The 20,525-nt window shown below is 58.6% G+C and carries 23 protein-coding genes and 1 pseudogene; 6 read left to right on the top strand and 18 right to left on the bottom strand.

The genetic code is table 11. The features are described 5' to 3' along the window. Positions 1-5 precede the first annotated feature (5 nt). From M5C01_RS05000 to M5C01_RS05020, 5 genes and pseudogenes are all read right to left on the bottom strand, one after another. Entirely contained in the window at positions 6-632 is a 627-nt protein-coding gene (locus M5C01_RS05000) for a PAS domain-containing protein (protein ID WP_152737498.1), read from the bottom strand. 46 nt (positions 633-678) lie between these two features. After that, positions 679-2,010 carry a cation:dicarboxylase symporter family transporter gene (locus tag M5C01_RS05005; protein WP_152737499.1) on the bottom strand — a complete coding sequence of 444 codons (1,332 nt, stop codon included), beginning with the start codon at positions 2,008-2,010 and terminating at the stop codon, positions 679-681. Positions 2,011-2,419: 409 nt separating this feature from the next. Next, positions 2,420-3,070, bottom strand: coding sequence for a LysE family translocator (locus M5C01_RS05010; RefSeq protein ID WP_178129760.1), 651 nt, complete (start codon positions 3,068-3,070; stop codon positions 2,420-2,422). Positions 3,071-3,115: 45 nt separating this feature from the next. Beyond that, positions 3,116-4,039, bottom strand: coding sequence for a hypothetical protein (locus M5C01_RS05015; protein ID WP_152737500.1), 924 nt, complete (start codon positions 4,037-4,039; stop codon positions 3,116-3,118). A gap of 460 nt (positions 4,040-4,499) precedes the next feature. Beyond that, positions 4,500-4,683, bottom strand: a pseudogene (locus M5C01_RS05020) (phosphatidate cytidylyltransferase); the annotation flags it as partial. Positions 4,684-4,704: 21 nt separating this feature from the next. Between M5C01_RS05020 and M5C01_RS05025 the strand changes: the two are divergent. Next, positions 4,705-4,962, top strand: coding sequence for a hypothetical protein (locus M5C01_RS05025; protein WP_177103305.1), 258 nt, complete (start codon positions 4,705-4,707; stop codon positions 4,960-4,962). A 217-nt stretch (positions 4,963-5,179) separates the two neighbouring features. On the opposite strand, the gene M5C01_RS05030 is transcribed toward M5C01_RS05025, so the two are convergent. The 9 genes from M5C01_RS05030 to M5C01_RS05070 form a co-directional block, all read right to left on the bottom strand. Further along, positions 5,180-6,112, bottom strand: coding sequence for a phosphatidate cytidylyltransferase (locus tag M5C01_RS05030; protein WP_100942822.1), 933 nt, complete (start codon positions 6,110-6,112; stop codon positions 5,180-5,182). Position 6,113: 1 nt separating this feature from the next. After that, complete coding sequence (locus M5C01_RS05035; protein ID WP_152737501.1) at positions 6,114-6,734, bottom strand: lysophospholipid acyltransferase family protein; 621 nt, start codon at positions 6,732-6,734, stop codon at positions 6,114-6,116. A gap of 9 nt (positions 6,735-6,743) precedes the next feature. After that, positions 6,744-7,199, bottom strand: coding sequence for a hypothetical protein (locus M5C01_RS05040; RefSeq protein WP_152737502.1), 456 nt, complete (start codon positions 7,197-7,199; stop codon positions 6,744-6,746). After that, positions 7,189-8,547 (bottom strand): phosphatase PAP2/dual specificity phosphatase family protein, encoded by a 1,359-nt coding sequence (locus M5C01_RS05045; protein ID WP_152737503.1) that lies wholly within the window; start codon positions 8,545-8,547, stop codon positions 7,189-7,191. The genes M5C01_RS05040 and M5C01_RS05045 overlap by 11 nt, the downstream gene beginning before the upstream one ends. Next, positions 8,544-10,304 (bottom strand): bifunctional alpha/beta hydrolase/class I SAM-dependent methyltransferase, encoded by a 1,761-nt coding sequence (locus M5C01_RS05050; protein ID WP_152737504.1) that lies wholly within the window; start codon positions 10,302-10,304, stop codon positions 8,544-8,546. The genes M5C01_RS05045 and M5C01_RS05050 overlap by 4 nt, the downstream gene beginning before the upstream one ends. Before the next feature lie 61 nt (positions 10,305-10,365). After that, the gene (locus M5C01_RS05055; RefSeq protein ID WP_152737505.1) at positions 10,366-10,995 is read right to left on the bottom strand and encodes a CDP-alcohol phosphatidyltransferase family protein; all 630 of its coding nucleotides are present in this window, start codon (positions 10,993-10,995) and stop codon (positions 10,366-10,368) included. A 261-nt stretch (positions 10,996-11,256) separates the two neighbouring features. After that, the gene (locus M5C01_RS05060; protein ID WP_152737591.1) at positions 11,257-11,826 is read right to left on the bottom strand and encodes a nucleotidyltransferase family protein; all 570 of its coding nucleotides are present in this window, start codon (positions 11,824-11,826) and stop codon (positions 11,257-11,259) included. A gap of 115 nt (positions 11,827-11,941) precedes the next feature. Next, positions 11,942-12,415, bottom strand: a complete 474-nt coding sequence (locus tag M5C01_RS05065; protein ID WP_103498339.1) for a hypothetical protein — start codon at positions 12,413-12,415, stop codon at positions 11,942-11,944. Between the two features lie 51 nt (positions 12,416-12,466). Continuing rightward, positions 12,467-12,748 carry a DUF3761 domain-containing protein gene (locus tag M5C01_RS05070; RefSeq protein ID WP_152737506.1) on the bottom strand — a complete coding sequence of 94 codons (282 nt, stop codon included), beginning with the start codon at positions 12,746-12,748 and terminating at the stop codon, positions 12,467-12,469. 588 nt (positions 12,749-13,336) lie between these two features. Between M5C01_RS05070 and M5C01_RS05075 the strand changes: the two genes are divergently transcribed. Together M5C01_RS05075 and M5C01_RS05080 are read left to right on the top strand one after the other, a co-directional pair. Next, positions 13,337-13,663 carry a DUF4258 domain-containing protein gene (locus M5C01_RS05075; protein ID WP_152737507.1) on the top strand — a complete coding sequence of 109 codons (327 nt, stop codon included), beginning with the start codon at positions 13,337-13,339 and terminating at the stop codon, positions 13,661-13,663. After that, positions 13,656-14,087 carry a transcriptional regulator gene (locus M5C01_RS05080; RefSeq protein ID WP_152737508.1) on the top strand — a complete coding sequence of 144 codons (432 nt, stop codon included), beginning with the start codon at positions 13,656-13,658 and terminating at the stop codon, positions 14,085-14,087. The genes M5C01_RS05075 and M5C01_RS05080 overlap by 8 nt, the downstream gene beginning before the upstream one ends. Here the strand turns inward: M5C01_RS05080 and M5C01_RS05085 are convergent, their stop codons facing one another. Beyond that, positions 14,088-14,996 (bottom strand): LysR family transcriptional regulator, encoded by a 909-nt coding sequence (locus M5C01_RS05085; RefSeq protein WP_152737509.1) that lies wholly within the window; start codon positions 14,994-14,996, stop codon positions 14,088-14,090. It lies immediately after the preceding gene. 108 nt (positions 14,997-15,104) lie between these two features. On the opposite strand from M5C01_RS05085, the gene M5C01_RS05090 reads away from it, so the two are divergent. Both M5C01_RS05090 and yfcF read left to right on the top strand, forming a co-directional pair. Next, a complete protein-coding gene (locus M5C01_RS05090) occupies positions 15,105-16,313 on the top strand; it encodes an MFS transporter (protein ID WP_152737510.1) in 1,209 nt (402 codons plus the stop codon). Positions 16,314-16,420: 107 nt separating this feature from the next. Continuing rightward, positions 16,421-17,053, top strand: coding sequence for a glutathione transferase (gene yfcF / locus M5C01_RS05095; protein WP_178129761.1), 633 nt, complete (start codon positions 16,421-16,423; stop codon positions 17,051-17,053). A 9-nt stretch (positions 17,054-17,062) separates the two neighbouring features. Here the strand turns inward: yfcF and M5C01_RS05100 are convergent, their stop codons facing one another. Beyond that, entirely contained in the window at positions 17,063-18,487 is a 1,425-nt protein-coding gene (locus tag M5C01_RS05100; protein WP_152737511.1) for an MFS transporter, read from the bottom strand. 140 nt (positions 18,488-18,627) lie between these two features. On the opposite strand from M5C01_RS05100, the gene M5C01_RS05105 reads away from it, so the two are divergent. Next, the gene (locus M5C01_RS05105; protein WP_103498345.1) at positions 18,628-19,524 is read left to right on the top strand and encodes a LysR family transcriptional regulator; all 897 of its coding nucleotides are present in this window, start codon (positions 18,628-18,630) and stop codon (positions 19,522-19,524) included. Position 19,525: 1 nt separating this feature from the next. On the opposite strand, the gene M5C01_RS05110 is transcribed toward M5C01_RS05105, so the two are convergent. After that, positions 19,526-20,053 (bottom strand): DUF1640 domain-containing protein, encoded by a 528-nt coding sequence (locus tag M5C01_RS05110; RefSeq protein ID WP_152737512.1) that lies wholly within the window; start codon positions 20,051-20,053, stop codon positions 19,526-19,528. Between the two features lie 238 nt (positions 20,054-20,291). Then, positions 20,292-20,501 (bottom strand): hypothetical protein, encoded by a 210-nt coding sequence (locus tag M5C01_RS05115; RefSeq protein WP_103498347.1) that lies wholly within the window; start codon positions 20,499-20,501, stop codon positions 20,292-20,294. Between the last annotated feature and the right edge of the window lie 24 nt (positions 20,502-20,525).

The raw sequence follows: 20,525 nt of genomic DNA on the forward strand, positions 1-20,525 counted from the left end.
CAGGGTTATTTCACGTAGCTATAGGCCGCCGCGCGGGACACGCCCAAATGCTGGGCGATGACCTCCATTGACTTGCGTACTTCCAGATAACCGGTGTCCTTCAGTTCGCGAAGCAGCAAACGTTTGTCTTCGGCCTTCAGTGCGCGTGGTGTCGTAGCCTGACGCGCGGCGAACTCGTCGATACGCTGGCGAATGGCGTCAGCATTGCTGGTGTCCAGGTTTTCCGTAACACCATTCTTGACCACGTTGGTGAATTGCCCCATCGCGCTTTGCATGCTCTGGAACAGACTCAAGTCCAGGTTCATGCACAGTGCCGCGACATACCGGCCGTTCGAGTCCTTGATCCCTATTGAGGTGCTCTTGGCCTGCCGACCATCAGGAAAGCGGTTGGCATAGTTGGCGATCACTTGCGGATAATGCGCATCAGCAATGCGAGCCAGGCCGAGCTCCGTTGCCGGATCGCCTACCTGGCGCCCCGAAAGGTTGTTGTGAATCGTATGAATGGCGTGACTGGGGTCTTGCAGGTCATGTACCACCACTTCGCAAAAAGGCGCGAATGTTTCACCCAGCCCCTGTGCAATCTGCCCCAGTTGCTTGAGGATATTGATGGACTCGTCGTTTTTTGCGCTCATGGTGCAAGCTCATGCCGGTGATGAATGGATAGGTTCAGATAACTATTCAGGCGACCGGATTGGACGTTGGGATGGAATCTGACGTCGACTGAAACATTAGACCTGACTCTGTCCGCGCGGCGTGCGCCTGGTCATCGCCGTTGCGTTGCCCCATCCATCGGGCGATAGCCATGGTCGCGACCCCGTTACCTAGAACGTTGGTGAGTGTGCGCATAGTGTCCATCAAGCGGTCGACACCCAGAATCAGGGCAAGGCCAGCTAATGGGATGTCTGGGAACATCGTCAGGGAAGCGGCCAGTGTTACGAAGGCTCCTCCGCTCACGCCAGCAACCCCCTTGGAGGTCAGCAGAAATACCAACAATAACGACAACTGCTCAGACCAGCCCAGATCAAGTCCAGCTGCCTGAGCAATGAACAGAGCCGCCACTGTGAGATAAATGGATGACCCGTCCAGGTTGAATGAATATCCGGCGGGCACTACAAATCCGGTAACGTTCTTGCTGCAACCCGCTTCCTGGAGTTTGGTCATTAAACCCGGTAGCGCCGCTTCCGATGAGGTTGTTGTAAAGGCGATAATCAGTTCCTTGTGGATAAGCTTGATGAACCTCCACAGGCTGAATCCGGTGAGCCGCGCAATACTGGCGAACACCAGCAGAATCATCAACGTACACCCCAGATACACCAGACCGATCATCTTGATCAGTGGCAGTAGTGCCGCAAGTCCGAATTTTCCTATCGTAAATGCTACCGCGGCAAAGACACCGATAGGTGCAAAACGCAGAATAACACTGACCACCTTGAAGCTGACTTCAGTCCACAAACGGAGATTTTCTGCCAGGGGTTCGGCACGTTCACCCAGTGCAAATAATGCATAACCAAACAGCAGCGCGACCAGCAGGATCTGCAACATCGCTCCACCCGCCAGCGCATCAAGCACAGTTTTGGGAATGACATTAAGCAAAAAGTCGACTGTAGACAACGCCTGGCCGGCTTGAGCAAACGATGCCACGGTTGCAGCACCATCTGCCGGGATCGATAGACCTGCGCCCGGTTTAAAAACGTTACCCAGCAGCAATCCCAACACCAGCGCTATGGTGCTGATAACCTCAAAATATATCAGTGTAACGACGCTCAGCCGCCCAAGACCTGCGCCTTTCCTGATCTGAGAAAGCCCGCTGGCTACGGTAAGAAATACGATTAGGCCTGCGACCATTTTAATCAGTTTGACAAAAGCACTGGCCAGCGGATTGAGCTGTGCGGCGAAATGCGGCCAGATAATTCCTATGAAGGTGCCAAGCAGCAACCCAATGAATAACTGGAAGGTCAGCGAGTAGATCAGTGGTGAACCTGTGTTTGCAGCGGATGAAGGTGTTGACATTACAGCACTCCAATCAGGGTGGCAGAAGTCAGAAGTACGTCGATACGGCGCTGCTTATTGTTCTGAGCAGCCTCTCTTGGGGGGGGACAAAATATCTAAAAATAATCAAAATGTCCAGATTCTGGATGTTATATCTTGAAAAAATGGCTGGACAGACGGTGGTTGGGCCTGAGTTCAGGAAAGCTGACAGTCCGATTTTTCAACAGCGTCTACCCATAACGGTCGTTTGCTGATTTTTGTGGTACAACCATCCGCCTGAAAGATACAGAAAAACCTGGCACTCAGTGGCTGCCGTAACCAGGCGTTATAAAGCATGTATTCTTCTGATGAAATTGCCTGTGTTGCGAAATAAAAAGTCGCCTGGATGGATTCGGAGTTTTATATTTTGGAGCGGGCAGGGCCGAGTATTTTACACGCTGTTGATCATTAAGTTAACGTTTATGGAGAGAATCAGTGCGGCTGAGAAGCAGATAAACACAATGCCGCCAACTCTATTGATGATCAAAAAGCCTCTGCCAAGAGATATTTTTTGCCGGGCTGAGGTGGTGATATATCCATAGGCGAAGTGAATCAAGAATACCAGTGCGCAAAATGTGGATGCCAGTAAGGTGAATTGAGGTGCGAACGGTTGCTCTGCTTTTATGAATTGCGGAAAAAGAGCCATGAAAAAAACAATTGGCTTGGGATTGAGCATCGAAACGAAAAACCCCTGCCTGAATCGGGCTGTCACACTGGGGAGGGATTCAGAGTGTGTTATTTCATTGAGGGTGTTTTGAAGTTTCGGCTTGGATCGCAGCAGCTTCAATCCCAGGTAGATCAGATAAGCAGCCCCCAGTAGTTTGACGATGTTCATCATCCAGGCGGAGCTGGAAATAATCGCTCCGACACTGCTTGCCGCAATGATGGAGATCCCCCCCATGCCGAGGGCTACTCCAAGAATTCCAGGCAAAGCATTCTTCAATCCATAGGTGAGTGAGTTTGTTAATGTCAGTAACACTCCAGGACCCGGACTGGCGATCGTCAAGCATGATATCGTCACGTAAAAAAGATATTCTTCCACTGTCTATCTCCACGTATAAAAAAGAGCGTAAGCCCTTGTGATGAATCAGCTTGTTTTCGAGGTTTTTAGCGAACGGTACTCTTGGCCTTTAAAGAACGGGCTGTTAACAAGAAGTTCGCCTTGTTCCTTTGCCACTTCTAAGTGAAAGCGCGTCGGACCAGAGTATTTGAAATACTCGCGAGGAATTTCAAGGTCGTGAGCGCGCCGATAGTCATAGGTACTGGTCTCGCAGAAGAAACGCATGACGAACGCTGCGCGCGAGTCTATCGGGCCATCTTTCAGCATGATGCTCCGGTGAATCACATTTTTGTCGAAAATGAGCGCGTCACCCACCTCGAATTCGTCCTCGACGGCAAAGTGATCCAGCAGCTTTTTAATCGCCGGATCATTCAAAGGACCATCACGAAGATGCATGAACTCATCAATGGTGGTCTCCTCACCCCGCTCAATACGTTCCGACAGCAGTTGGAAGATTGAAGGATCGATGTGTTCATACATGAATGCACCTGATACGGCGTCTTTAGGGATATACGCCAGACCGCCGCGTTGTCCTTTGGGATCGATATTTACCAAGGGCGCCCAGACTGTGCAGCCATAGTCTTCCGCTTGGTGATAGCCGAAACTTTGCGTGCCGATATGCCAAGGGAAACCCTTGTTTTTATTTTTTTCCAGCTCGAAGGAAAGCGCCTGGGCAAAAAACAAGGTTTTGCCCGTCAACGTGTTCATGACATGTTTGAAATGATCATCTTGAATAACGCTGGCAATCATCGGGTCGCCGTCATACATGTCAAATGCCAAACGGCTAAAACCGCTCTGATATTTATCAGTAGGCGCAGAGATGCGCTCGCCAATGGTTGATTTCAAATAATCGGTTATATCTTTGTTGTAAAAACCTTTCAGGAAAAGAAAGCCCTGCCTACGAAACGTTATCACCTGATCTTCGCTTACTTGAAACTGTTCATTGATCATTACCGCTCCATTTTTTATTGACTGATGCGTTTTGTGGTGTGAGACTTTTCGTATGTTATTGAAACTGAATCACTTTTCCATGCTCGAGACATCGCGCGCTGCAAATTGCTCGCTATGGATGTGGGGTATAAAAACAAGTAGGGGGGTGTCAGAATTCTAGGCGTTCTGAACGGCGGTAATTAGCATATGACATGTCATTCCCTTCACTGAGATGCAGCTCCCTTGATGAGAAGACCCTCTTCTCACTTCGAAAAAGCTTAATATGCTAAAAATATTTTGTAAACGTTTTCTTGGTGATAAAGTTTGCCAGCGACTCGCAAACGCAATCTGCGTACACAACATCCAGGCTTCGATCGTGGATTTGCATTCCTATGGAGTGTGAGCACATAGGCGCAGATTGGAACATGATCTATAGTCTGTTTGGCATGGCATTTGTTGGTGGGCCTGTCATACTCCCCCCTCACGTCCACCAGTAGCGCACCAGATGAAAAAAGGTCGGTGCGACGAAGCACACCGAGTCCAGCCGGTCGAGCATGCCACCATGGCTTTCGACCATATGGCCCCCAGTCCTTAACCCAACGGTCGCCCTTGATCGCCGACATGACAATGCCATCGGCAAACACCAGCAGCGCGATCAGTGCCGCTGGCGGGGGCAGAAACGTGAGATGTATTACCAGGATGGCCCCGTTCTTCCGACCGATTCAGAAGGCGGGAGTGCACTCGTTATTGCCCGATATCCGAATAAAGATGCCGCAGCCGCCATATATAACTTTGGGAAAGGTACAGTCAGTCTTGTCGGTCCACATCCGGAGGCCAATCAAGAATGGTACAGTCGTGAGGGTTTGAAAAATCCCGACGGTGTAAACCTGGATCTTGCAGAGGATCTGGTTGTGGCGACGATGAGACATGAGATAAAAGAGTGAGCCGTCATGAACGACATCCTGATCTTCATCTCGGTGGTTGATGCCTGAAGCATTGTCGCCGAAGACCGGATGATGTGTCTGGCCCGCTCGGCGGTGGGCAAGTCCGTGACTCGCTTGTAATGCTGGATGAACCGTGTAGTTGAGGTGACTACCCGGTGCGGGGAGCGGAGTGCAGCCCGCCAACGCTAAAACGTTGGCGAGCCCGCCGTAACACCTCTCACGTCCACCAATAGCGCACCAGATGAAAGAAGATCGGCGCGGCAAAGCACACCGAGTCCAGCCGGTCGAGCATGCCGCCATGACCTTCGATCATATGGCCCCAGTCCTTGACCCCACGGTCGCGCTTGATCGCCGACATGACGATGCCGCCGGCAAAGCCCAGCAGGTTGATCAACAACGCGATCAGCGCCGCCTGCCAGGGATTGAAAGGGGTAATCCAGAACAGCGCGCCACCGATCAACGAAGCCAGTGTGATGCCGCCGACAAAGCCTTCGACGGTTTTCGACGGCGACAGGTTGGGCGCGATCTTGCGTTTGCCGAACAACTTGCCGCAGACGTACTGGAGCACGTCGGACAACTGCACCACGATCACCAGGTAGGCGATCAGCAGCAGGTTGCGGCCTTCATAACCGGCAATCTCCAGGGTCAGCAGCGCCGGCACGAACGACACGCAGAACACCGCGATCATCAGCCCCCACTGGACCTTCGAGGCCCGTTCCAGAAAGTGCGTGCTGTCACCGCCCAGCGAAGCGAGGATCGGCAGCAGCAGGAACACATAGACCGGAATGAAGATCGAGAACAGTCCGTACCAGTCGCTGTAGATCAGCAGGTACTGCAGCGGCAGGGCCAGGTAGAACGCCGCCACCAGCGCCGGGTAGTCGCTGCGCCGGGTTGGTGTCAGGGTCAGGAACTCGCGCAGGGCGTAGAAGGACACCGCATAGAACAGCAGGATCACCGCGCCGGTACCCAGCCAGAAGGCGATGCCGATCACCAGCACCATCACCCACCAGGCGTTGATCCGGGCGTTGAGGTTATCGATAACCGCGTTCGGCGTGCCCCGGGTGCGCCACTTGAGGACAAAGCCGATCAGCGAAGCCAGCACCAGGATCATGCCGATCCCGGCGAACAACATCAGGGTCTGCCTATCCATTTCAGTGTTGCTCCGGTGCCAGGGCCAGCAGCGCGTTGCGGCTGCGTTGCAGGAAGTGTTCTTTGCTTTCGTCGTCTTCGAGTCGCAGCGGTGCGCCGAAACTGGTGGTGCACAGCAGCGGCAGGGGCAATACTCGGCCCTTGGGCATCACTCGGTTGAGGTTGGCGATCCATACCGGAATCAACTGCGCCTGTGGGTAGCTCCGGGTCAGGTGGAAGATCCCGCTCTTGAACGGCAGCAGACCGTCCTCCTGGTTGCGGGTGCCTTCGGGGAAGATGATCAGCGAGTGGCCTTGCTCCAGCGCGTCGAGCATCGGCTGCAGCGGGTTGTCCCCGGGCTCCTTGCGTTCGCGGTCGATCAGCACACCGTTGAAGACCCGCTTGATGATGTAGCGGCGCAGGGCGCTTTTATTCCAGTAGTCGGCGCCGGCGACCGGCCGGGTGAGTTTGCGCAGTGCCGGTGGCAGCGAGGCCCAGAGCAGCACGAAGTCACCGTGGCTGCTGTGGTTGGCGAAGTAGATGCGCTGTTCCGGATTGGGCCCGCAGCCGATCCACAGGCTGCGGGCACCGGTGATCAGGCGGGCGCCGGAGGTGATGAGGGTGGCAACCACGGGTTCGAACATGACGATTCCTTATCCGGCGAAGGGCAGCCAGGGGCTGGCCAGAATGACGATCAGTGGCAGGGAAATTTGTACCAGCACCAGCAACGCCTGGCGCTTGAGCAGGCCGAGTGCGCCATGGCTGCGCTCGGCCCAGGGGCGGTTTGCGGATTGTCGCGGTTGCAGGCCGAGGTCTTGCAATGCCTGGTCCAGCGCCTCGGTGCGGTCGCTCAGGTTGCTGGGATCCTGCGCCATCAGTTGGAACAGATCGGCGTCGAAAGCGACACGGAAGGCCCAGTATTTTTGCAACAGGCCCGACAGTACCAGCCAGGCACTGACCACCAGGCACCACAGGCTGATGGTGTTGAAGAGCAAGGGTGCCAGACCCAGCAGAACACCCAGTACGGTCAGCCCCATGGAGAGTTGGTCGAGCAGGCGGCCGCGCCGTAGCAGGCTGGCGACCACATGCAGTTGCAGGCTAGCGGGCATCGGCGATCCTCGACTGGGCGACGGCTTCGCCAGGCACGAGCTGAAGCATGGCTTCCAGCACCTGGCGATGCCGCGGATGCAGGACCACGCCGGGACGTGCGGCACGTATCAGCTCCAGGGCTGCATCGATCGTCGTCGCTCGGCCGCTGTGCAGCAACCAGGCGGCGAGCGCCGTGGCGCTGCGTGAATAACCCAGGGCGCAGCAGACCAGCAGCGGCCCGTTCTGGCGCAGTTCATCAATGCTCAGGGCGGCTTCGCGACATTGCTCCGCTGACGGTGCAATCAAGTCCAGTACGGGGATGCTGCTATAGGCCCGGCCCCGGGGGGCCAAGGGCAGTTCGGTACACAGGTCGACGATGGCCGCGAATGGGCCGGCCTGAAGTTCGTGTCGGCTTGGTAGTCGCCCGAGCCAAACGTCATCTACAACCTGATCGGGTTGTGGATGGGATTTTGTCCAGAGCCGCGAATTGATCCAGGCGCCTGCCCGGTAAGGCGCAAACAGCCAGCGTGCGGCCGGGCTCAAGCTGCCGTCGGCGCGTTTCTGGAAGCCCTGGGCACCGAACACCGCGTAATTGAGCGCTACCAGCGCCAGGGCCAGCGCCGGCCAGAGCAACCATAACGCGACACCGGCGAAGCCGAAGCCGGCAATGGCCAACAGCGTCGACCCCAGCCCGTAGCGAACAGCCAGGGCGAGGCGTTTGCCATCGCCTGACAGGCGCGCGGCGGCCAATGGGTTGGCGCGATCATCCGGCCACAGCCAGACGCATAACCAGCCGGCCAAGGCGCCGGTGGGCAGGTCGATAAAGTGGTGTTGATAGGTGGTCAGTACCGATACACCGATCAGCGCGAACCAGCCGTGCACCGGCCAGCGCCCGGCACCGGTGAAATGCCGGCGGTACATGACCCACAGAATTACCAGCAACGCGATATGCAGCGAAGGCGCCTGGTTGAAGGGTTTGTCGAAGCCCGCCAGTACCGCGAACAGCCAGCCGAACACGCCGTCCAGCGGTGGCCGGGGGAAGGTGAAGGTCAGCGGCCAAAGCAGGAAGCAGGAGACCGCGATTACCTGGGCCGTCAGCAGGCGCAGGGCGTGCCGATCGAGCTCGCGCTTGCTTCTGGGTAGCAGCAGCGACAAACCGTAAAGCAGGTCGATGGACCAGTAGGGCACGATGGTCCAGGCCCAGAACGGCATATGGCTTTCCCAGCCGAACACGTAGCTGCCGACATCGCTGCGCCGGGCGGTGTACCAGGTGGCAAAGCCATAGCTGGCGAAGAACAATGGCGCCAGCAGGACCAGCCAGAGCACGGCGCGCTTCAGCAGGCCGGCTTCCCGGGGCGTGCTGTTCATGCTCGCACGCGTTGTGCCAGGGACACGCTGAAGATCCCCCATTCATCGACCCGTTGAGTGATCTTGCGAAACCCGGCGGCTTCCACCAACTGGTCCATTTCCGCCTGGCTACGACGGCGCATGACCCAGGCCTGGCCTTGGCGATGACTGGTCAGGGCGCGGGCGATCAGTTCCAGCTGCGGGTGCCAGGGTTGCCCGGTGTAGACCAGATAAGCGCCCGGTTCACAGGCCTCGGCCAAGCCGGCTAGGGAGTTGCCGACCAGGGTGTTGTCGGCGAACAGTTCGTACAGGCCCGACACCACCGCTAGGCTCGGCTTGGGGTCCAGCGCGGCGAGGTCGGCGCGGTCAAAGGCGTCGCCCTTGACGAATCGGGCGATCTCTCCCAGGCCTTTTTCGACGATCAGCGCGCTGCCGTCACGCACGTTGATATCGCTGTAGTCGCGCAGCAGGATCGATTCCGGCAGTGGCGTCACCCCGTGCAGGGCTTCGAGGATATAGCGCCCGTGGCCGGCGGCGATATCCACGATCCGGACTTCGCGGCCTTGCTCGCGCAGCTGGGCCATGGCCAGGCGCAGCAGCTCCTCGACATGCAGTTTGCGTTGGCGGATACCGCGCCAGCCGATGGAGTTCAGGTAGTTCTGGTCGATCATCCGGCCCAGCGCGGTATGTCCGGTGGGGGTGTTGCGGTAGACGTAGTCCAGGGTGCTGCCGGAGTCGAAACCGGTGTCGAAGCCGAGCTTGACCCCGGCCGACAGCTTGCTGCCCAGGCCCATGCTGGCGCGGGTCAGGCGCCAGTAGAGATCGCGCGGCGAGTTGTGCGGCAAGGGTGCTGCCAGCGACTCGGATTCGGCGCAGGTCTCGCCGATGCGATCAGCGTCGAGCAGGGCCGGGCGGTTAACCGGCGAGAGGAAATTCTGTTGGATAAAGCGCTTGGCGCGGCTGACGGCCAGGTGCCGGTCGCGTTCGCCGAGGGTGTCGTGGAAGAAACCGGGGAGTACGTGCCGTTCTTTTTTCAGGCTGCCCAGGCGCTGGAAGAATTGTTCCTGGGGTTTGCGATGGACCACGAAGTCCGCGCCGGAAATCAGCAACTGGGTCGGTACCTGGATCGCATTGGCATCGGCGACCACGCGGTCGGCGGCCTCGTAGAGCCCGAGCAGGACGTTTACCGAAATGGCCTTGGTGATCAGCGGATCGCTGTCATAGGAGGCAATGCGTTCCGGGTCGTGGCTGAGAAACTTGGCCTTGACGTAGCTGTTGACGAAAAAGTTGCCGCGAAAGCGTCGCATCAGGGCCAGGCCTGGACGGGCGAAAGGTACGTAGAGCTTGACCTTGAAGGCCGGGGAGGCGAGCACCAGGGCGCGGATCTTTGGCGCGTAGTCGTGAACCCAGGTGGCGACGATCACCGCGCCGACGCTCTGGGCGATGACCGCGATATTTTCTTCGGCGATAGCGAAGGTGGCGCCGAGGTGATCGCAGAAGGTCTGCACATCCCGCACGCTGGTGGCGAAGCTCGGGCTGTCACCCCGCGCGCCCGGCGACTGGCCGTGGCCACGGGCGTCCCAGGCGAAGAAGTCGAAGTCCGGCAGGTCGAGTTCATCCACCAGGTGGGCAATGCGCCCGGAATGCTCATGCCCCCGGTGGAACAGCAGGATGGCCTTGCGCGGCTCGCCGGCGGCAGGGGTTGTGGCCGGCCAGTGGCGATAAAACAGTTCGACGCCATCATGGGTGCTGAAGGTCTGGGTTTGTTCGTCGCGCATTGCAATGTCCTTTGGCCGGATCTTGGAGAGGGGGACTTGAGGCAAGGTTTTGAGATAGAAGTTATGCAGTTGGTTGTTCGGCTGTTGTTGCGGCTTCTTTCAAGCCTTGTCGTACCCGATTGACCAGCGTGACCAGCAAGAGTGCGGCCATCAGTACAAACAACCCATTTATCCATTGGGCATTGATCAGGCCGAAGGCCACGCCGGTGGCGATCACGCCGAGGATGAATGCACGATCACTCTTGCCCATGGGGCCGTCGTAGCGTCGTGAGGCACCGATCATCGGCCCCAATACACCGGCGTATTCGCTGAACAGGGCCAGCAGGGTCACCAGCAGCACCGCCAACAGGCTGACTTCGGGCAACAAGGCAAACGGCAGGATCAGTGCGCTGTCGGCGACGATGTCGCAGAGTTCGTTCAAGTAGGCGCCGAGCTTCGATTGCTGGCCGAACTCCCTTGCGAGCATGCCGTCGATGGCGTTCAGGGCCATGCGCAGGATCATCCAAATGGGGATGATCACGAACACCCAGGCGTGCCCGGCGAAGGTGGCGACTACGGCGCCTACCAGCAGGGAAATTACAGCGGCGCTCAAGGTGACTTGGTTGGCGCTGGTGCCATTGTCGAAGAGGCGTTGGACCACTGGACGCAACAGGTTCTGGAAGCGGGGCTTGAGTTGGTAGATCGAAGGCATGGTGGCGACGGTCCTTGTCCGAAGGCAGTGAGCGGGGCTAGGGGAATCCTGGGAGCAGGAGAGACCACTTATTGGCAAAACAGGTGAATTATTGTCAGAAATGATCGGCTCTGACATTAGGCTCCAGATAAAAATGTGCAACCAAGCATTTAAGAAATAGAACGGCTTTTACACAATGCGCTCGCGCAAGCGCTGCCGCTCTTTATTTTGACCGCCTGACGGCCCAGTTACTTTGAGCATCTTTGCAACGTGATACGGTTTTTAGGAACGGTTGGTTCCCACGACCTTCAGCCAAGGCCAGCGAGCCTGATAACTTTTCGCTTTCTGCTCGAACAAATCGGGTTCGGGATGTGCCGGATTGATCCGAAGCAGGCCTTGTTCGATATCGGTCAGGCCGTAGGGTGCATAGACTTCACCCGTGGCAACATCCAGTCCGATGCAGGTGCCGGCAATAAGGTAACGATCAATACCTTCTTTGGCCGACTCCAGCCGAGCATAGGTTCTGCCGAACCGTTGGGCATACCAAAGATGGACGCGTGCCTGGTTCTTGATATCGATGTTGACGCCAAGGTCCTGGAAGAGCTGTTGAGTGGCCTGGATAACCTCGTTTTCGGCTTCCCAGGAGAGGTCATTGTCGACGTAGAAAACGTCGTAATCCTTGACGCCCCATTCGGCGGGCTGGTCCGAACGCTGATTCCAGACGGCCTGGAACAGGCAGCCCGCCGTAAGCATGCATTGACTCAAGCTGAGGGAGGGCAGGCGTGTGGCGATTTCAGCGTTTACCGGGTTGGCCATGGCCAGGCTGAGCAAACGTTCGGCAGTCAATGTCATCTTCATTCCTTTGGCGTAGATCGAGTCCTGGGCGCCGAGGATAGCTCAAAGGTTATGAAATTTTGTGATGGCCATCGACCTTGTCGATGTGCCGCTGGTGGTTCGCAGCCCTTGTTTACAAGCCGTTTTTGGAAAGGCATGCCTCAAGTGCTTCGGTTATCAGGGAAATCAGAATCGGGCCTGAGCTGGACTGCATGTCTTTTCCGATTGCCGATTGTCGCTCTATCACTTTACCGGCGTATTTTGAGTCTCGACCTTTAGACGCCAGCGACGATAGCTCTTCTGAGGAGAAAGACTTCTCATAGGCGGCGGCAAGGTTCTGGTCCCATTTCGGCTGGTACTGCGGGAGTAGCGCAGTGATTTCGCTCGACACGGCTGTGTCTGCCCCGACAGCCCCCAGCTTCGCAACGAGCGTCCCGTAGGTTTGTGTGTGCTTGGCGGCCGATAGTGCGATGGCGGCGAGATCGTCGCCGGCATGGGATTGGGCAACGAAACTGCGTGCTGATTCATGAGCTGTTTCAGCCGCGGCTGTATTCGATAGCGCGAGGAGCAATGTGAAGGCGAGGGTGATGCCAAAGGGTTTCGTCATTGTCGGGCTCCTGAAGGGTTGCGAATAAGCGCTTCGTCTTTTGGACGCTCTCTACAACCAAGCCATCACACCGCCGTGCCGTGAGCAGGTTCCACGCCGATGCTGGCTGAAACTGTAAGTCTTGTCGCGGCACTTGGCCGTGGCGCCCTCGGGGGCTCGGTCTGATTTGGTGTGAGCGGGACTGTGTACGGTGTTTCCGTCTTTATTGATATACGAGCCGTGCTCGAGCAATTGCGACTCGTCTGGGGTGAAGGCTTGACGATCCGTATCGGACCTGGCGAAAGCGGGTTGGAAAATCAAACAGGCGGCAAGCGCCAGGTAGGCGAGTTTCATGGGCTGACCGATCCTTGGTGTGCTGGAGGAGATTCGTACGGTGGCGATTACCGTACATTTCTTTTCATTAGGATGGTAGCGATTTGGAATCGGTCCGGAGGCAATGTTGGGCGCTTGGCGCCGGGGGCTGTGTAAGCGGTGCTCTTCAGGCAGGTTGCAGATAGATCTTCGTGTATGAGGATGGCGGTGAAGGCCGACCTGGTGAAAAAAGGCCTGCCTAACGGCAGGCCATTACCAGCCTGCACACAAAAAATCTGACACTCTCCGGGCTGAGATCTTTTAGGAAACATCTTTCAAATTAAAAAGATCTTTCATCGGTGTGTCTCTGGCAAGTTCATTCACTCAAGTTTTCAGAATGAGCGTGGCAGAAAAAATGGTCAATTTTCCAGAGACCAACAGAAACACTTAAGCGCTCGCGAAAGTTCTTCCCGTGTCTATGATTTCAATCACATCGCAGACCTGCCACCTCGGCTGACGCCGAGCTCCGCGGCAAAGGTCAGTCAGTGTCCTGGCGGTATTTTCACACACACGTTGACAAACAAAGGTTGCACTCTACCATTGCGCAGCCTATAAATATTATAGGTTCGTATGAGCGATAATCTACCGTTGTGGTCACCGAGAGAGCTCGAAAGTCTTGTTCACAGGCTTGCGCAGGACTCTTACCGCGTCATCCTGACTCATCATTTCCTGCAGCGGCTGAAGGAGCGCGGGGTCACGATGGTGGAGGCGCTGAGGTGCTTGCAACGTGGGGTCATCATTAAAGGCCCCACGTACAGTGCTGAACACAAAAGCTTCGAATTCAAGATGTGCGAGCTGCCTCCGCGAGACATCGTGTGTGTGGTCGCAGCGGTGAAGCCGGTTCTTGATCCCGGCGAGATCATCGCCGTCACCGTATGGGAGGTGAGTGATGTTTGAATACACAGGCAGCGGCCTGGAAGGTATCTATCTGAAAAACGGCTACACGATTGTCGAGTCGTCCTATGGCCAAGGTGTGAAAATCGAGGATGTCGAAGGCCTGCATCGTGCAATTGCACTTGATATCCTTCGGCAGAAAAAGCCCATGACAGGGCATCAGTTTCGATTTCTCAGGAAGGAGCAGGATCTGGTCCAGGAGGAAGCCGCGGCGCTTTTTCGTGTCGACGTGCAGACCATCGCCAATTGGGAGAAAAAAGGCAGCGACCCCGTGCCAGGCGCTTCCGATATCGCGATGCGCGCATGGTTTTCGGCATACATACACGTCAATTACGGTCCGGTGAGGGTCGAGCCCGGCACCCCCGCCGATGAGGGGGCCACTTTCCAGCATTGTCAGGATAAGTGGGTTGAGGCTCATGCGGCCTGATCAGCCGGACTCCTGAGCCTGTCGAAGCTCGTCGATCACCCCCATGAACGCCTCGACCAGCAGGCTGCGTCCTTGCGCGCGAGTGAGTACCAGCAGAGGCGCACAGGCGTCGGGATCGGTCAGGGGCCGATAGGTCACGCCTTTTTTCGCCAGGGTTTGGGTGCAGTGGGGCACCAGTGCGACGCCCAGGCCGGCAGCCACCAGGGCGATGATCGAGGTGATCTGCCGCCCGGCCAGCCCGGGCCGCAAGGGCAGGCCATGGCGTCGGTAGAGCTGCTCGATAATTGTGTTGAGCCCCGAGCCGTAATCGGTCGGATAGCGTATCAACGGATGCGCACTGAGTTGCGCCAGGGTCACTTGGGATTGATCGGCCAGCGGGTCGTCACTGGAGAGGGCGGCCACCAGTTGCTCCTCGCCCAGGGACAGTGACTGGACCTCGGTTTGCCCGTCGGACGGTGGCAGACGGCTCATGCCGATATCGATGCGCCCGTCGACGATCTGCGCCACCAGGGCGCCTGAAGCGCTTTCCACCAACGTCAGTTGAACCTCCGGAAAACGCTGGGCGAAGGACCGAATGGCCCGGCTGAAAATATCCGACAGGGCAATCGAGCTGGCATAACCCAGGACAAGCTGACCGGCAGTACCGGCCGCCAATTTGTCGGCGATGACTTTGGCCAGGTCGACTTGCTCCAGCACGGAGCGGGCGTAAGGCAGGAAGGCGCGGCCTTGAGGCGTGAGCGATACGCTGCGGCTGGTGCGGTCGAAAAGGCGAAACCCCAGTTCGACTTCCAGGGCCGAAATCTGCCGGGTCAGGGGCGGTTGGGCAAGGTGCAGGCGCAGTGCTGCGCGGCCAAAATGCAGTTCCTCGGCAACGGTCAAGAAGTAACGCAACCTGCGTAGATCGAGCATCCTGGTCCTTGGGTATTGATCGGTTCGAATTTGGTATTGGTCTTTGCCAGTCTGCGTATTCTATAAAGTCTTTTCGTCATAAAACGAGAGGCTCTGTGAGTTAATACAATGACCGATTTGAAAAGCCCACTCACATTGAGCGAGACGCCACCCGCCGAGAGCTCTTTACGCCGCCGGTCCCTGCTGGCGGCCTGTAGCGCCCATGCCGTGCATGACGGCCTGACCGATGTGATCTATGTGTTGCTGCCAATCTGGCAGGCACAGTTCGGCATGAGTTACGCGCAGGTGGGGCTGCTGCGCGGAGCCTATTCCGGGATGATGGCCGGTTTCCAGTTGTTGGCGAGCCGGGCCGCCAGACGCTGGGGACGAGAGCGTTTGTTGGTGGGCGGCACCGCACTGGCCGGCTTGGCGTACCTGCTCGTCGGCCAGGCCGGCGGGTTGACGGTGCTGCTGTTGGCGCTGCTGCTGGGTGGGTTGGGCGCCAGCACCCAGCACCCGCTGGCGTCCTCGCTGATCACCGATACCCATGAGGCGGGTGGCGGGGTCAAGGAGGCGCTGTCGCAATACAATTTTTCCGGCGATATCGGCAAGACGTTGCTCCCGGGACTGGTAGGCCTGTTGTTGACGGTCGTCAGTTGGCGCGCCAGTGTCACGCTGATGGGCGTACTTGGCCTGGCTGCCGCCGTGCTGCTGTGGTGGCTGGTTCCGACACAGGCGGCAACGTCGCCCGGGCCTCGGAAAGCCTCCGTGACACCGACAGGGAAAGGCTCCGCCAACGGGCTGCGTGCGCTGCTGCTGACGGGCACGCTGGACAGCGCGGTGCGCATGGGCTTTCTCACCTTCCTGCCTTTCCTGTTGAGCCGCAAGGGCGCCGGTACGGCGGGTATCGGCCTGGCGTTGATGCTGTTGTTCGTGGGCGGCGCGTTCGGCAAGTTGTTCTGCGGTTACCTGGGCGCGCGTATCGGCATGATGAAGACCGTGTGGCTCACGGAGTCCGCTACTTCGGTATTGATCGTGCTGGCGGTGTATCTGCCGTTGTCCGGCATGATGGTGATGCTGCCGTTGCTGGGGCTGGTTCTGAACGGGACATCGTCGGTGCTCTATGGTGTAGTGCCGGAGTTGTCGGAGGCGGGCAGGCGCGAGCAGGCGTTTGCGCTGTTCTATACCGGAACCATCGGCGGTGGGGCGCTGGCGCCGGTGTTGTTCGGGGGGCTGGGTGACCTGACCGGAATCCCGATCGCGGTGATGGCCCTGGCGGCAATGGTGCTGCTGACGCTGCCATTGTCCTGGTGTGTACAGAGAGCGCTGGACCGCTGAAACCACGGTATTCCCGCAGGGAATGCGCGCATGAAAATCATGCATTTCATTTATGACGGCCAATCCCGTAGCGTGTCCTCTCCCACCTATGGATATGGAGATGTGTCGTGCGTGATCCCCGCCTGCAACTGTACGTCGATGCTCAATTCACCAGCCCTTATGCCATGTCGGATTTCGTCGTGCTGCGGGAAAAGGGCATCGACTTCGAACTGATCCCCCTGGACCTCGACACCCTGGAAAACCAGGCTGAAGGCTACGCCAGCCTGTCGCTGACCCAGCGGGTGCCGACCCTGGTGCATGGCGACTTTGCCTTGTCCGAGTCGTCGGCGATTGCCGAGTATCTGGAAGAGACATTCCCGCAGGTGCCGGTTTATCCGCAAGACCGTCAACAGCGCGCGCAGGCCCGGCAGGTCCAGGCCTGGCTGCGCAGTGACCTGATACCGATCCGGCAGGAGCGCTCCACCGTGGTGGTGTTTTATGGCATCAAGTCGGGGCCCTTGTCGCCAGCGGCCGAGGCGGCGACGCGCAAGCTGTTCGCGGCCGCCCGGGCACTGCTGGCGGATGGCCGTGAGCACCTGTTCGGTCAATGGTCGATTGCCGATACGGACCTGGCGCTGATGCTCAACCGGCTGGTCCTCAACGGTGACGACGTGCCACCTGTCCTGGTGGAATATGCGCAACGCCAATGGCAGCGGCCTGCCGTGCAGGAGTGGGTCGGGTTCCAGCGTCCTGCGTTGTAGTGCGCAGCGTTATCTTTTCTTGACGACCAGCGCCACGGCCAGTGCGACGACAACCAGCGCCAGTGCCGTGGCAAAGGTCGTTCGCATGCCGCTGGCGACGGCTTCGGGGGACGCGCTGGTGATGTCGGCTGCCTTTGAAGCGAACACAAACACCGCACCCAGTGCCGATGCTCCAGTGATCAGCCCGAGATTACGCGACAGATTGAGCAGGCCGGAAACGACGCCCCGTTGCTGCGTGCCGACCTCGCCCATGACGGCGCTGTTGTTGGACGCCTGGAACAGGGCATAGCCGATAGTGACAACGACCAGCGGGCTGATGTAGCCGCCCAGCCCGAGGGTCTGCGGCACTAGCGACAGCGCAAGGCAGCCGACGGTCATGGCCATCAGACCGACAACCGTTATGCGCTGTGCGCCAAAGCGGTCTGCCAGTCGGCCCGCCGGCACCCCGGTCAGCGCCGAGACACAAGGCCCGGCTGAGAGCGCCAATCCGACCCCAGCCGCGTCCAATCCCAGCCCTCGCGCCAGATAGAACGGACCGACCACCAGCGTCGCCATCATCACCGCCGAGACGAGCCCGCTCATCAGCAGGCTCCCGCTCAGCCTGAGGTCACGGAACATCACCAGGCGAATCAGCGGCGAAGCGACCTTGGCCTCGGTCAACACGAACAGGCCAAGGCCGAGGGCTGCCATCGCTAGCAGGCTGATATTGAGCAGGCCGAAGTGGCCGCGTCCCAGGGTCATGGCCAGCGCATAGGCCGCCAGTGTCAGCGCCAGTAGCAGTGTACCCAGTGGGTCGAAACCGCTTCGCTCGTGCTGAGTCCTTTGACGATCTGCGGGCAGGTGGCGGTGGCTGAGGATAAACGCCAGCACACCCAGCGGCACACTGATGAGGAAGAGCGCGCGCCAGCCCGGCCCGGCGATCAGGAACCCGCCCAGTGAGGGGCCCAGGGCCGTGCCGATGGCGGACATGGTGCCCAGCAAGCCCATGGCACTGCCGGTGCGGGCCTTGATCACCGTTTCGCCGACAAACGCCAGGGTCAGGGCCATCATGATCGCCGCGCCGACGCCTTGTAGCGCCCGCGCGCCGATCAGCAGACCCAGCGTGGGGGCGAAACCACAGAGCGTCGAGGCCAGGGTGAACAGGGCGATGCCGGTCAGGAGCAGGCGCCGCCGACCGGTGAGATCACCCAGCCGGCCTACGCTGACGATCAGGGTGGTGATCGTCAGCAGGTAGGCGAGGACGATCCATTGCACGTTCTGGAAGGACGCGTTGAACGCCTGGGCCAAGGTGGGCAGGCCGACGTTGGCGATGCTGGTGCCAAGGGATGACAGCAGCATCGACAGCGACAAGCCGGCCAGTGCCCAGCGTGCCGACGGTGTGTGTGGCTCGGTGTTCGTCGCGAGCTTTTCGGGTCCTGCAGTGATCGGTTTCATCCGGCTTCTCTTTTCGGCCACTCCCAACGCGGAGCTGTCAGAAATCTACGCCGGCGCCTAACATGGCGGAAGGTGCACCGTTTGCACTGTACTCGTGCGTTTGACGCGCTATCCGAACAGGCCATGCCAAGGGGCGGTCCATGTCCACACCCGATCTCAATCTACTGGTCACCCTGGATGTGCTGCTGGCCGAAGGCAGCGTGGCGCGCGCTGCCCGGCGCCTGCATCTCAGCCCCTCGGCAATGAGCCGGGCACTGGCGCGTTTGCGGGAAACCACCGGTGATCCGTTGTTGGTCAGGGCAGGGCGTGGCCTGGTGCCCACGCCCCGGGCACTGGAGTTGCGCGAGCGGGTCGCGCAGTTGGTGCAGGACGCAGAAGCCGTGCTGCGACCTGTCGGGCAGTTGGACCTCAAGCAACTGGTCCGCACCTTCACACTGCGCACCCGTGACGGTTTTGTGGAGAGTTTCGGTCCTGCGCTGCTGGCCCGGATCGCTGAAGAGGCGCCCGGGGTGCGCCTACGCTTCCTGCAGAAACCGGACAAGGACAGCGCGCCACTGCGCGATGGCAGTGTCGATCTGGAAACCGGTGTGGTGGGTAGCAGCCAAGGTCCGGAGTTGCTGACCCAGGCGCTGTTTCGCGATCGCTTTATTGGCGTGGTGCGCCGGGAGCATCCGCTGGGTCAGGGGGAAATGACTCCTGCACGGTATGCGGCCGGCCAGCATATCGGTGTTGCGCGGCGAGTGCTCGACAAGGGCGCTGTCGATGAGGCGCTGGAGCGGCTTGGGTTTTCACGGGAGGTGGCTACGTTTGTTGCCGGATTTTCGACTGCGCTGTCGCTGGCCCGATCCACCGATTTGATCGCCACCGTGCCCGAGCGCCACACCGGCAACCTGCGTACCCGTATGCACAGCTTTGAACTTCCGTTCTCGCTGCCGACGTTCACGGTTGCCATGCTCTGGCATCCGCGGCTGGATGCCGATCCCGCGCACCGCTGGCTGCGCGGGTGCCTTCGGCAAGTCTGCGCGCAGCTGAAGTGACTCAGTTCAAGGTGAACTTGATCAGCATATCGTAAGCCAGCTTGAGCAGGGGAATGGTGATGCAGACGAGCAGGATGCTGAGCTGCCAGCGCAGGATCTTGTTCTGTGAGTCCATTTCAGCAACGGATACCTGGAATTTTGCACCTTGTTCTGTAATGGCCTCTCGCAGTTCTGCGCCTTGCTTCGTCATGGCTTCTCGCAGCTCCGCGCCCTGCTTTGTCATGGCTTCTCGCAGTTCTGTGCCTTGCTTTGTCATGGACTCTCGCAGTTCCGCGCCTTGCTCCTTGATGGAAGCTCGCAGTTCTGCACCCTGTTCATTGATCAGTGCGCGCAGTTCGGTGCCCAGTGAACGAACTTCTGAGCCCAATTCCGTAATCGACGTTTGCAACTGGGTCTCGGTGCGGAGCAGATCAGACTTTGTCGCGAATTTTTCCATATCCGACTCCCAGGCATTTACAACCGCCTTGGCCTTGTTCGGAGGGACATCGATGCTCGTCAGCGCGTCATATAAGTTCATCGATAGCTTCATCGTATCTCCTGCAAGGGACAAGTGACCAGAAGGCACCGCCTGACGGCAGGCTCCCGTCAAAAGCGAGGGCTGGGCAGGCGCTGTCGGGGGCAGCGGTCCAGATTCAGATAATCGACGTAAAGCTAGGGAGTGGAAAGTCGGACATTTCCTATGAGATAGCAGGACCAGGCCTGGCTTTTTGTGTGCAAATCAACGTGGCTGCCGGGGGATGCAGCCAGCCGTTGATCAGCGATTGAGCTTAGTCGCGCAGCATGCTGGTGCCGTACTCACGGAAGCTGCTGCCCAGGTTCGAGGCGCCAAAACTCTGGGTGACCGGTTTGCTGTCGTAGTGCTGGTTACAGCTTTCGGTATAGCAGGCACTGTTGCTGGTCATCGTGCTCGTGCCGGAGCAGGCGCTCAACAGCAGGGCGCTCATTACCAGCGCGACTTTGACGAGGTTCGGCTTCATGGTTCGGTTTCCCCAGGCTGGATA

This window comes from Pseudomonas sp. MWU12-2319 (assembly GCF_023242525.1).
Lineage (GTDB): Bacteria > Pseudomonadota > Gammaproteobacteria > Pseudomonadales > Pseudomonadaceae > Aquipseudomonas > Aquipseudomonas gingeri_D.

What these genes read in the sequence shown, in the direction of transcription:
- M5C01_RS05035 (WP_152737501.1), bottom strand. Translation starts at nt 6,734, where the DNA reads ATGTTCGAACCCGTGGTTGCCACCCTCATCACCTCCGGCGCCCGCCTG.
- M5C01_RS05105 (WP_103498345.1), top strand. Translation starts at nt 18,628, where the DNA reads ATGTCCACACCCGATCTCAATCTACTGGTCACCCTGGATGTGCTGCTG.
- M5C01_RS05090 (WP_152737510.1), top strand. Translation starts at nt 15,105, where the DNA reads ATGACCGATTTGAAAAGCCCACTCACATTGAGCGAGACGCCACCCGCC.
- M5C01_RS05110 (WP_152737512.1), bottom strand. Translation starts at nt 20,053, where the DNA reads ATGAAGCTATCGATGAACTTATATGACGCGCTGACGAGCATCGATGTC.
- M5C01_RS05100 (WP_152737511.1), bottom strand. Translation starts at nt 18,487, where the DNA reads ATGAAACCGATCACTGCAGGACCCGAAAAGCTCGCGACGAACACCGAG.
- M5C01_RS05045 (WP_152737503.1), bottom strand. Translation starts at nt 8,547, where the DNA reads ATGAACAGCACGCCCCGGGAAGCCGGCCTGCTGAAGCGCGCCGTGCTC.
- M5C01_RS05040 (WP_152737502.1), bottom strand. Translation starts at nt 7,199, where the DNA reads ATGCCCGCTAGCCTGCAACTGCATGTGGTCGCCAGCCTGCTACGGCGC.
- M5C01_RS05005 (WP_152737499.1), bottom strand. Translation starts at nt 2,010, where the DNA reads ATGTCAACACCTTCATCCGCTGCAAACACAGGTTCACCACTGATCTAC.
- M5C01_RS05085 (WP_152737509.1), bottom strand. Translation starts at nt 14,996, where the DNA reads ATGCTCGATCTACGCAGGTTGCGTTACTTCTTGACCGTTGCCGAGGAA.
- M5C01_RS05000 (WP_152737498.1), bottom strand. Translation starts at nt 632, where the DNA reads ATGAGCGCAAAAAACGACGAGTCCATCAATATCCTCAAGCAACTGGGG.
- M5C01_RS05025 (WP_177103305.1), top strand. Translation starts at nt 4,705, where the DNA reads ATGTATTACCAGGATGGCCCCGTTCTTCCGACCGATTCAGAAGGCGGG.
- M5C01_RS05015 (WP_152737500.1), bottom strand. Translation starts at nt 4,039, where the DNA reads ATGATCAATGAACAGTTTCAAGTAAGCGAAGATCAGGTGATAACGTTT.
- M5C01_RS05115 (WP_103498347.1), bottom strand. Translation starts at nt 20,501, where the DNA reads ATGAAGCCGAACCTCGTCAAAGTCGCGCTGGTAATGAGCGCCCTGCTG.
- M5C01_RS05065 (WP_103498339.1), bottom strand. Translation starts at nt 12,415, where the DNA reads ATGACGAAACCCTTTGGCATCACCCTCGCCTTCACATTGCTCCTCGCG.
- M5C01_RS05030 (WP_100942822.1), bottom strand. Translation starts at nt 6,112, where the DNA reads ATGGATAGGCAGACCCTGATGTTGTTCGCCGGGATCGGCATGATCCTG.
- M5C01_RS05070 (WP_152737506.1), bottom strand. Translation starts at nt 12,748, where the DNA reads ATGAAACTCGCCTACCTGGCGCTTGCCGCCTGTTTGATTTTCCAACCC.
- M5C01_RS05075 (WP_152737507.1), top strand. Translation starts at nt 13,337, where the DNA reads ATGAGCGATAATCTACCGTTGTGGTCACCGAGAGAGCTCGAAAGTCTT.
- M5C01_RS05080 (WP_152737508.1), top strand. Translation starts at nt 13,656, where the DNA reads ATGTTTGAATACACAGGCAGCGGCCTGGAAGGTATCTATCTGAAAAAC.
- M5C01_RS05050 (WP_152737504.1), bottom strand. Translation starts at nt 10,304, where the DNA reads ATGCGCGACGAACAAACCCAGACCTTCAGCACCCATGATGGCGTCGAA.
- M5C01_RS05055 (WP_152737505.1), bottom strand. Translation starts at nt 10,995, where the DNA reads ATGCCTTCGATCTACCAACTCAAGCCCCGCTTCCAGAACCTGTTGCGT.
- M5C01_RS05060 (WP_152737591.1), bottom strand. Translation starts at nt 11,826, where the DNA reads ATGACATTGACTGCCGAACGTTTGCTCAGCCTGGCCATGGCCAACCCG.